General features: G+C 65.3%; 11 protein-coding genes. 5 read left to right on the top strand and 6 right to left on the bottom strand.

Translation table 11 applies throughout. The features are described 5' to 3' along the window. Positions 1–152: 152 nt before the first annotated feature. The gene (locus ACFU6I_RS46515; protein ID WP_384380064.1) at positions 153–2,195 is read right to left on the bottom strand and encodes an NPCBM/NEW2 domain-containing protein; all 2,043 of its coding nucleotides are present in this window, start codon (positions 2,193–2,195) and stop codon (positions 153–155) included. 267 nt (positions 2,196–2,462) lie between these two features. Between ACFU6I_RS46515 and ACFU6I_RS46520 the strand changes: the two genes are divergently transcribed. From ACFU6I_RS46520 to ACFU6I_RS46530, 3 genes are read left to right on the top strand one after another with little or no spacing between them, the layout of a single operon-like run. After that, on the top strand, positions 2,463–3,752 hold the full coding sequence (locus ACFU6I_RS46520; protein ID WP_345510700.1) for an ABC transporter substrate-binding protein: 1,290 nt from the start codon (positions 2,463–2,465) through the stop codon (positions 3,750–3,752). 16 nt (positions 3,753–3,768) lie between these two features. Further along, a complete protein-coding gene (locus tag ACFU6I_RS46525; RefSeq protein ID WP_384380068.1) occupies positions 3,769–4,683 on the top strand; it encodes a carbohydrate ABC transporter permease in 915 nt (304 codons plus the stop codon). Then, a complete protein-coding gene (locus tag ACFU6I_RS46530; RefSeq protein ID WP_384380071.1) occupies positions 4,680–5,606 on the top strand; it encodes a carbohydrate ABC transporter permease in 927 nt (308 codons plus the stop codon). The genes ACFU6I_RS46525 and ACFU6I_RS46530 overlap by 4 nt, the downstream gene beginning before the upstream one ends. 32 nt (positions 5,607–5,638) lie before the next feature. Here the strand turns inward: ACFU6I_RS46530 and ACFU6I_RS46535 are convergent, their stop codons facing one another. Further along, positions 5,639–5,896 carry a hypothetical protein gene (locus tag ACFU6I_RS46535; protein ID WP_384380074.1) on the bottom strand — a complete coding sequence of 86 codons (258 nt, stop codon included), beginning with the start codon at positions 5,894–5,896 and terminating at the stop codon, positions 5,639–5,641. Positions 5,897–5,955: 59 nt separating this feature from the next. Here ACFU6I_RS46535 and ACFU6I_RS46540 point away from each other — a divergent pair, with 59 nt between their 5' ends. After that, the gene (locus ACFU6I_RS46540; RefSeq protein ID WP_384380077.1) at positions 5,956–6,285 is read left to right on the top strand and encodes a hypothetical protein; all 330 of its coding nucleotides are present in this window, start codon (positions 5,956–5,958) and stop codon (positions 6,283–6,285) included. 69 nt (positions 6,286–6,354) lie between these two features. Here ACFU6I_RS46540 and ACFU6I_RS46545 read toward each other — a convergent pair whose 3' ends face one another. Together ACFU6I_RS46545 and ACFU6I_RS46550 are read right to left on the bottom strand one after the other, a co-directional pair. Beyond that, a complete protein-coding gene (locus tag ACFU6I_RS46545; RefSeq protein ID WP_384380079.1) occupies positions 6,355–6,780 on the bottom strand; it encodes a hypothetical protein in 426 nt (141 codons plus the stop codon). 85 nt (positions 6,781–6,865) lie between these two features. Beyond that, entirely contained in the window at positions 6,866–7,360 is a 495-nt protein-coding gene (locus ACFU6I_RS46550; RefSeq protein WP_384380082.1) for a hypothetical protein, read from the bottom strand. Positions 7,361–7,580: 220 nt separating this feature from the next. Here ACFU6I_RS46550 and ACFU6I_RS46555 point away from each other — a divergent pair, with 220 nt between their 5' ends. Beyond that, positions 7,581–7,745, top strand: a complete 165-nt coding sequence (locus ACFU6I_RS46555; protein ID WP_384380085.1) for a hypothetical protein — start codon at positions 7,581–7,583, stop codon at positions 7,743–7,745. A 41-nt stretch (positions 7,746–7,786) separates the two neighbouring features. Here the strand turns inward: ACFU6I_RS46555 and ACFU6I_RS46560 are convergent, their stop codons facing one another. Both ACFU6I_RS46560 and ACFU6I_RS46565 read right to left on the bottom strand, forming a co-directional pair. Next, positions 7,787–8,446: a hypothetical protein gene (locus tag ACFU6I_RS46560; protein ID WP_384380091.1), complete on the bottom strand. Its 660-nt coding sequence runs from the start codon at positions 8,444–8,446 to the stop codon at positions 7,787–7,789. Between the two features lie 264 nt (positions 8,447–8,710). Beyond that, positions 8,711–9,154: hypothetical protein (locus tag ACFU6I_RS46565; protein ID WP_384380088.1), on the bottom strand; the 444-nt coding region annotated here is incomplete at its 5' end.

The raw sequence follows: 9,154 nt of genomic DNA on the forward strand, positions 1-9,154 counted from the left end.
CTTCCGAACCAGGTTCGGAAGCCGGACGGGACAGGTGGCCGCGCCCCTGCCCGGAACCGTTCGGGAAGCGCCTCCAGGCCCGTACTCGGTGCCCGCCCGGCCCTCTTACCGGGCGGGCACTCCTCCTACGGCGCCCGGCATCCGTGCCGGACTCAGCACCCGATCCGCAGGTCCGCCCAGTCGGCGTGGTCGTAGTTGATCCCGTCCCCGCCGTCGGTGACCACCAGACGTACCACCTGTGCGCCGCTCACATCCGCGGTGATCGGCTGCGCGGCCATCGCGTTGGTCAGGACACCGGTCGATGCCACCTTCGTGCCGTCCGCCCAGATCTCGAACGACACCGTGCCATTGGCCCCCGTCTCGTCGTCGACTCCGACCTGGGCGGTCACGGCGCTGCACGCACCACCCGTGTAGAACTCGACGGCGCTGTCCGCGTGTACCCCGAGTCCCTTCGCGAAGACGGTGCCACCGATGGTCATCGGCTTGCCGTCGCCGGCCTTGTTCTCACCATTGCTGGTGTCCTTCTCGACCGGACCCCAGCCGTTGGACGCGGAGAGCTGCGGCAGATCGCTCAGATAGCTGTTGCCCGCCGGGGGCGCCACCACCACATGCGCCTGGAACGGCACCGAGGACCGCACGTGCGTCCCCGTCGGCGACCGGTACTGGGCGCTGAGCTTCAGATCGTACGTACCGGTGGCTGTGCCCGCGGGAGGCGTCACCTGCCAGCGTGTGGTCAGCGCACGGCCGGTGGGCACGACGTCGGTGCCGGTCGGCGACAGCGCCTCGATCTGCCAGCCCGACGGGCCGGTGAGTGTCGCGGAGACGTCCTTGGCAGGCGTACGGCCCAGATCGGTGACCGTCGTCGTCAGCGGCGTGCTGCGGCCGGCCTCCACCAACGGGCTTCCGTTCAGGCCGAGTTCCACGGCCGGCGGGTGGGCGGCCCACTTGCTGTCGGCGGCGACGCGCAGCAGTACCGTGCCGTGCGCCGGGACGGTCGCAGAGATGCCGCCCGCCGTGTTGTACGTCGTGTGCTGCCACAGGTCGCGCGTCGTGTAGGCGTCGGCCTCCGGCAGACCCGCCTCCTTCGCGGTCGTCGAGATGCGCTGCGCGGACCCGGTCTCGTTGAAGAGCGCCACGACCCGGCTGCCGTCCTCCATCTCCTTGGCGACGACCCAGCGCCCGCCGGTGGAGGAGATCACGGCGCCCTGCTTGCCCAGCGGGTCCTGATCGACCGCGATGACCTCCCGGTTCGAGAGGATCTCGAAGGTCTCCGGAGTCGCCTTGCGCAGATCGGAGCCGATGAGCAGAGGTGCCGCCATCACGGACCACATGGAGAAGTGGGTGCGGTACTCGGTGTCCGTCATTCCGCCGTTGCCGACTTCGAGCATGTCGGGGTCGTTCCAGTGCCCCGGTCCCGCGGCGTCGGCGAGCGGCAGGTTCTGCTTCATGATCGACAGCATGCTGCCCCAGCTGTCGCTGATGTCGCCCGTCGTGCGCCAGAGATTGCCGACGTCGGCGGCCCACTCCCAGGGCTTGTTCTGGCCCCACTCGCAGATGCTGTACACGATGGGACGGCCGGTGGCCTCCAGTGCCTCGCGCATCGTCGTGTAGCGCTTCTTCGCGTCGACGCCCTGGTTGTTGCAGTTGTCGTACTTGAGGTAGTCGACGCCCCAGTCCGCGAACTGCTGCGCATCGCTGTACTCATGGCCGAGTGCCCCCGGCAGTCCGACGCTGTCGCACGTCTTCGTGCCCGCGCTGGTGTAGATGCCGAGCTTGAGCCCCTTGGAGTGGATGTAGTCCGCGACGGCCTTGATGCCGTGCGGGAAGCGCACCGGGTCGGCCTCCAGTTTGCCGTCCGCGTTGCGCTGCGGCTTCGCCCAGCAGTCGTCGAGGTTGACGTACTGGTAGCCGGCCTCCTTGAGGCCCTTCTCGACGAAGATGTCGGCGATTCCCTTGACCATCGTCTCGTTGAACTCGGCCCGGCAGTGGGTCGAGTTCCAGTTGTTGAATCCCATCGGTGGGGTGAGCGCGAGCCCGTTGTCGGACTGCGGGCTGATCGCTGCGGCAGGCGTCGTCCTCGGTGAGTCCGCGAAGGCGGGAGCGGTTGCGCCCGCTGCGCAGAGCAGACCGGCGGCCAGCGCTCCGATGACTGTTCTGCCGCTTGTGCGGGTCGTACGGGTTGGAAGATGACGCATCGTAACGTTCCTCCACACTCGTGTCAGATCGGATGACAACATGTGCACGCCAAGGGCGCGCGATTACGTTAGGGCGTGTTGGAGTCTGTTGGAAGGGGTGCGGTAAAGGTTGTTCGGTATCTCGTCAAAACCCTTGACGACACCCCTACTTGGGGGTGGGATCCAATCGCACGTTCGGTTGTGTTGGGTTGCATCCCGGAGGAGGGGGTCATGGCGCACTCGTCGTACGACAGGTCAAGCGTGCCCGGCAGTGTGGCAGGACATCGGATGTCTCGGCGAAATCTGCTGCGTGGTGCGGCGGTTGGCGCGGGCGCGATCACGCTTCCCTCGCTGCTCACGGCATGCAGCAGTGGCCCCGGTGGTGACGGCAAGACGATCCATCTGGGGTCGAATTCGTCCGACCCCATTCCCAAGAAGGCTTTCGCCGACGCGTTCAAGGCGTACGAGGCGCAGTCCGGAGGACGGAAGATCGTGGTCAACACCGTTGACCACAACACCTTCCAGGAGAACATCAACAAATACCTGCAGGGCAATCCGGACGACGTGTTCATGTGGTTCGCCGGCTACCGGATGCAGTTCTTCGCCAAGAAGGGACTGCTGCACGACATCAGCGACAACTGGCAGCACTACGAAGGGTTTTCGTCCGCGCTGAAGGCCCAGTCCACCGGTGAGGACGGCAAGCAGTACCTCACGCCGTACTACTACTACCCGTGGGCCGTCTTCCACCGGAAGAGTCTCTTCGCCGACCGCGGCTACCAGGCGCCCAAGACCCTCGACGAGTACGTGGCGCTCGCCAAGCAGATGAAGAAGGACAAGCTCGACCCCATCGCGTTCTGCGACAAGGACGGCTGGCCCGCGATGGGCACCTTCGACTACATCAACATGCGGACCAACGGCTATGACTTCCACAAGAGCCTGATGGCCGGCGAGGAAGCCTGGACGGACAAGCGGGTCAAGGACGTCTTCGACACCTGGCGCCGCCTCCTTCCGTACTGCCAGCAGGGTGCCAACGGCCGCACCTGGCAGGAGGCCGCAACCAGCCTGCAGAAGAAGGAAGCCGGCATGGCGGTCTTCGGCCTGCCGCACCCCGGTGCCCAGTTCCCCAAGGGCGAACAGGAGGACATCGACTTCTTCCCGTTCCCGGTCATCAACCCGGAGCACGGCCAGGACGCCGTCGAGGCACCGATCGACGGGTTCCTGCTGGCGAAGAAGTCGAAGAACCTCAAGAACAAGAAGACGCTGGAGAGCGCCAAGGACCTCGTGAAGTGGCTGGCCACCGGCAAGGCCGAGGACATCTATCTCAAGAGCGACCCCAACAACATCGCGGTCAACGATCAGGCGGACATCTCCCAGTACTCGGCGCTGCAGAAGAAGGCCGTGGAACTCGTCTCCGGTGCCAAGCAGATCTCCCAGTTCCTGGACCGCGACACCCGGCCGGACTTCGCATCGACCGTCATGATTCCCGCCATCCAGAAGTTCATCAGCAACCCGAACGATGTGGACGGCCTGGTCAATGACATCGAGCGGCAGAAGAAGACCATCTTCGCCTCCGACTGAATCTGGAGTACCGACCGTGTCGTTCCTCTCGGAGCGGCGCACCGAACGGCGGGGCCCGCGGCGATTCTCCGGCCGCGACCTCGCCGTCATCGGTCTGCTGCTCGGCATACCCGTCCTGCTCGACATCGCCATCGTGTGGGGCCCGACCCTCGCCTCGATCGTGCTCTCCTTCACCAGCTGGGACGGCATCGGCGACATCAACTGGGTCGGTACGCAGAATTACGTGAACCTCTTCACCAATTACCCGCAGTTCTGGCCCGCCGCCCGGCACAACCTGCTCTGGCTGGCCTTCCTCGGGCTCGTCGCCGCGCCGTTCGGGCTGTTCCTCGCCGTACTCATCGACAGGGGCGTGCGGTTCAGCCGCTTCTACCAGTCGACGCTCTACATGCCGGTCGTGCTGTCGCTCGCCGTGGTCGGCTTCATCGCGCAGCTGATCTTCTCCCGCGACCAGGGGGCCCTCAACGCGATCATCGGGGACACCCGGTCGCCGACCGACTGGCTCGGCGACCCGGACCTCAACATCTGGATGGTCCTGCTCGCCGCGGCGTGGCGGCACACCGGCTATGTGATGATCCTCTATTTGGCCGGGCTCAAGGCCGTCGACCCCTCGCTGAAAGAAGCGGCCGCCATCGACGGGGCGAACGAGGCCCAGACCTTCTTCGGCATCGTCTTCCCCACGCTGCGGCCGGTCAACGTCATCGTCGGCGTCATCACCGTCATCGAGTCCCTGCGCGCCTTCGACATCGTGTACGCCGTCAACCACGGCCGCAACGGACTCGAGCTGCTCTCGGTGCTCGTCACCGACAACATCATCGGTGAGGCGAGCCGCGTCGGCTTCGGATCCGCCATCGCCGTGGTCCTGCTCACCGTTTCCCTCGGATTCGTCGTGACGTACCTGGTCCAGGAGCTCCGAGGGGAGAAGAACCGATGACCGTCGACACCGCCCCCGCCCGCCCCGCCGCACAGCCCGCGCCCCCGCCACCCGCTGCGGTGCGCCGCGGCCTCCGCCCGGGCCGGCTCGGCGTGCACGCCTTCCTGATGGCGGTCTCGCTCGCCTTCCTCGCGCCGCTGCTGCTGGCGGTGTACGCCTCCCTGCGACCGTACGACGAGACCTCCGAGTACGGTTACTTCTCGCTGCCGAAGCATCTGTCGTTCGACTACTACCGGCAGGCGTTTGCCGACTCCGGGATGACGAAGTACTTCGTCAACACCATGATCATCGCCGTCCCGGGAGTGCTCGTCACCCTCTTCCTCGCCTCGTTCGTGGCCTTCGCCCTGGCCCGGCTGAAGATGCGCGGCGGGATCGTGCTGCTGATGCTCTTCACGGCCGGGAACCTGCTGCCCCAGCAGGTGATCGTGACTCCGCTGTACGTGGTGTTCAACCGCATCCCGCTGCCGTACTGGATGTCCGACTCGATGACGATGTACGACTCGTACTGGGCCGTCGTCGTCGTCCAGATCGGCTTCCAGATCGGCTTCTGCGTCTTCGTCCTCGCCAACTTCATGCGCACCCTGCCGCAGGAGATCCTGGAAGCCGCCATCGTCGACGGCGCGGGCGTCTGGACGCAGTACTGGCGGATCACGCTGCCGCTGTGCCGCCCGGCCCTCGCCGCGCTCGGCACGCTGCAGTTCACCTGGATGTACAACGACTTCCTCTGGGCCCTGGTCTTCGTCTCCGACGGCGACAAGCTGCCCATCACCTCCGCCCTCAACAACCTGCGCGGGCAGTTCTTCACGGACTACAACCTCCTCGCCGCGGGCTCGGTGATCGTCGCCCTGCCGACGCTCGTGGTCTTCCTGCTGCTGCAGCGGCACTTCATTGCGGGGCTCACCTTGGGATCGAGCAAGGGATAGGTCCGACCTGCATAAATACAGGAGCGCGCTGATTACAGGGCGAAGAGAGCGGACTGCGAAAGACTGCTCGATCCGCCCAGCCGCTTGAGTTGGGAGACCTGATCGGGGACCAGATCGGCCACCTGGTTCCGGACCTGGGGAGTTTCTGGGGAGATCTTTTCGGAATCGGACCCTGCGAACCACGCGTTCATGGCGCGACGCCCCCGGCCGTCGGCCTCGGGCATGAAGTGCGCGTACACCCGAAGGGTGATCGCAGGGTCCGCGTGCTCCAGCCACTTCGAGACTGACACGACCGACTCCCGAGCGTCCAACTGCACCGACCACCGACTACGACCAGGCCGAACGCCTCATGGCCGCCATCAACGACATCGCACCGACGTCGTTCCGTGACACCACCCCGCTCCCGCTGGTCGGCACTGCACCGCCCGTACCCCAGCCCGGCCGACCCCCGATGAGCCAGAAGGCCACCGACGCCAGCGCCCTGATGCTGTCCGACGGCATGGCATCCCTCCTCGTCGGCGGGAGCGGTTCGCTCGTTATGTGGGCGTCTGGGTACGCCGACCCCGTCGCGCTCGCCATCGCGCTCGGCGCCCCCACCGCACTCGTCCTCGCCATCGGCCGGCTCGTCGGGCGGGTCAAAGCCATCGTCGAGTTGAACAAGGCTGAGCGCGACGAATAGACGTGACAACTCATCACCCCTGGAGAAGCGCCCCCGCTACCCGAAGCCACGAATGCCGCTTGACATGTGTCACGGGTACTTGCTCGCGAGCGTCAACGTATGCTCGGCGTATGTGGGGTTGGTAAGCCTGCGCTGATCGATGTACGGCCTGATCTCAGACACGATCAGCGGAATGCTTGGGAAGAGAGCAACAACGTCCTCAAGTTGAACCAGCTTGCGACTTGAGAGGAATGCCACCAGCTCAAGTTTCTGCAGAAGGTCATCGAGGCCATGTCTTTCTTCGTCTTGGATGCTGGTCACGTCAAGGCGGCTGTCCCGGATGAGACGGCGCGTCCTTCTCAGCGCTGGCGCCTGGTATTCCTGATGGATCGACAGGAGTGAGCTCAGGGCGCGAGCCTCCCGGGTCTCTCGCAGCTGGTTAGCCGCATACACACAGGCGACGATCACAACGACGGCGCTGACGAGACCACTTATTGCTGCCACGGCGTCCCACATGGCTGCCCCCTCTGTCTTCGGCCTCTACTGGACCAGATGTACTCGGCTGGTCGATCAAGTTGCCCTGGCCGAGTAAGCCTTGTCACTACTTCAGCTTTGAGAGGATGCCATGCCCACCAGCGAAGCCGAGGGCAAGGACTGGTCCCTCCGTCTCTTCGAACGGCACCTGCCGAACACTGTCACCGACATTGGGCCCGGCGAAGGCACCTACGCCCGGCTCTTCCGGCCCGCCCACAAGGGCATCTGGTGGACGGCCATCGAGATCCACAAGCCGTACATCGCCAAGTACAAGCTCAAGTCGGCGAATACTCGCGACTTGTACGACGAGATCCACGTCGAGGACGCGCGCGAAGCTGAGGATCACCTTCTTCACCGCGACCTCGTCATCTACGGGGACGTGCTTGAGCACATGCCGCGCGAGGATGCCGTGGCCCTGCTGCAGCGGATGGAGGCGGCCGGGGCGTGGAACATCCTCGTCTCGCTGCCGATCGTCGAGTCCGTACAGGGTGAAGTCGACGGCAACCCCCACGAGGAACACGTCCACCTTCTGCTCGTCCTCATCAAAGTGGGCGAGAGCCACTTCGACAGCCTGGTGCCGCTGGCCGAGACGGCGCGAACGGGAAGGACGGGCGGGACGGGCAGACGTGCCCGGACGGCTACTCGCTTCAGCCCCCGCCGTCCGACCCGGACGCGCTGGTGTGCCGCCGCGACGGTGCGGCCGATCCGTCGCCGGGCGCGCGCAAGGGCCTCCTTGGGCTCGGCGCCCTCACAGCAACCGCGATGTACAGGAGGCTTGGCTGATGGTCGATATCCCGCCGCGTCCGATACCACGGCGCGTCGACGACAGTGCCCCGGACATGGAGACGCTCGTCGACCTTGGGCTCACCGAGGATCAGCCGGTGCCGCAGTATGAGGGGCTCTTGCTTGAGCCCGATATTCCGTCGGCCGTCGACGAACCCGAGTGACCGAGCCCCTCCCGCTTCGGCGGGAGGGGGTTTCCTGCTGCCTACGGGCAGGACTCGTCGAACTTAACCGCGGTGAACTCAACGGGTTGCCCGTTGAGTGCGGCTCCAGGCTTCGGGCCCTGGGTGCAGATCTTCCAGTTGCTCTCCATCAGGACCATCCGGTCCTCGCTGGCGTCAGTGACCGTGATCGATGTGCTCGAATCGAGGGCTCCTCGCGCCGCCTTGACGGACTTCCCAACGAAGTTGGGCATGGTGTTCCCGGCCGGAGCAGGCTCCTTCTCGTCCTTGGACGGGCAGGACTCCTCAAGCTTCACCGCTCCGAAGTCGAGTTTGGTGTCGACCGGGACATTCTTCCCTGGCGCGTAGTTCTGGGAGCAGACCTTCCAGTTGCGGTCGAATGCCTGCATGCGGTCGCGACCGGCACTGTCGTGGGACGTCAGGAGATAGAAGCCGTCGGCCTGCGCCTTGTCCTGTGCGGACTGCAGGCCCATACCGACGAAGTTTGAGACCGTCGCGCGCTCTACAGGCTTGTTGTCCTTTTCCGGCGCGGTCGCGTCCGAGGCAGTGACGGACGGAGGCGGAGTAGCGGGCTGCTGGCTTGTGGTGGCTGGGTCGCAGCCAGTCAGTGCCAGGGCGGCCAGACAGCTGAGCGCGGCGACGAGTATGCGGGTGTTCAAGTTGTCCCCCCAAGGGTGGTTCATGAAGAGATGACCGTATAGGGCCGCGTAGGCGGGGGGAGCCACATGTTCCCTTAGTGACGCAGTTGTGATCGAAAAGTGAAGGAGTGGCGGTGGGGTGCCAGGCACCGTTCAGGAGCTCGCGAGAGCTCTGACCTTCCGTAACCCACGCTTTCCGGAGGCCATCTCAGACGGCATCGCACCGCCCGACCTGTCACCCGTGGACGAAGACGAGTGACTGAGCCCCCGTCGCCCTTCTGGGTGGCGGGGGCATCTTCGCGTCTGGGGTCAGGCGTGCGGTTTCGGCGGGCGCTGCAAAACGTCTCGCACAGCAGTTACGAATTCTGGCCTTGCGTCATCCGTCGAACGACGGGCACTGGTCCAAGCGTCGTGCGTAGCGCTGGCGCCCCTGGTGGTTCCACTCATGTTCCAGGCGGGGGTGCGCAAGCTGTAGAGGGCATTCAGCAGATCGTATGCCGCCTCTTCAACCTTCTCGGGGCCCAGCATCGTTACTCGCTCGAAGCAGGTGGCAGCCGCGCCTACCGCTTCATCGATCGCATCCCTGAGGTTTTCGGTGTGGATGCCGTCGCTCTGCGGCGCGCCACCGTTCCTGAGCAGAGCCAGCTCCCACTGTTCTTCTAGTGGCACGTCACGGAGGCTTGACCAGGTAGTCGACCTGTTGCCCATCGGCCAGCAGACTGTCCCCAAGATCTGATCTTGGAGGTGGTCGTG

Origin of the sequence: Streptomyces sp. NPDC057486 (assembly GCF_042802415.1) — a bacterium.
GTDB classification, from domain to species: domain Bacteria; phylum Actinomycetota; class Actinomycetes; order Streptomycetales; family Streptomycetaceae; genus Streptomyces; species Streptomyces yanii.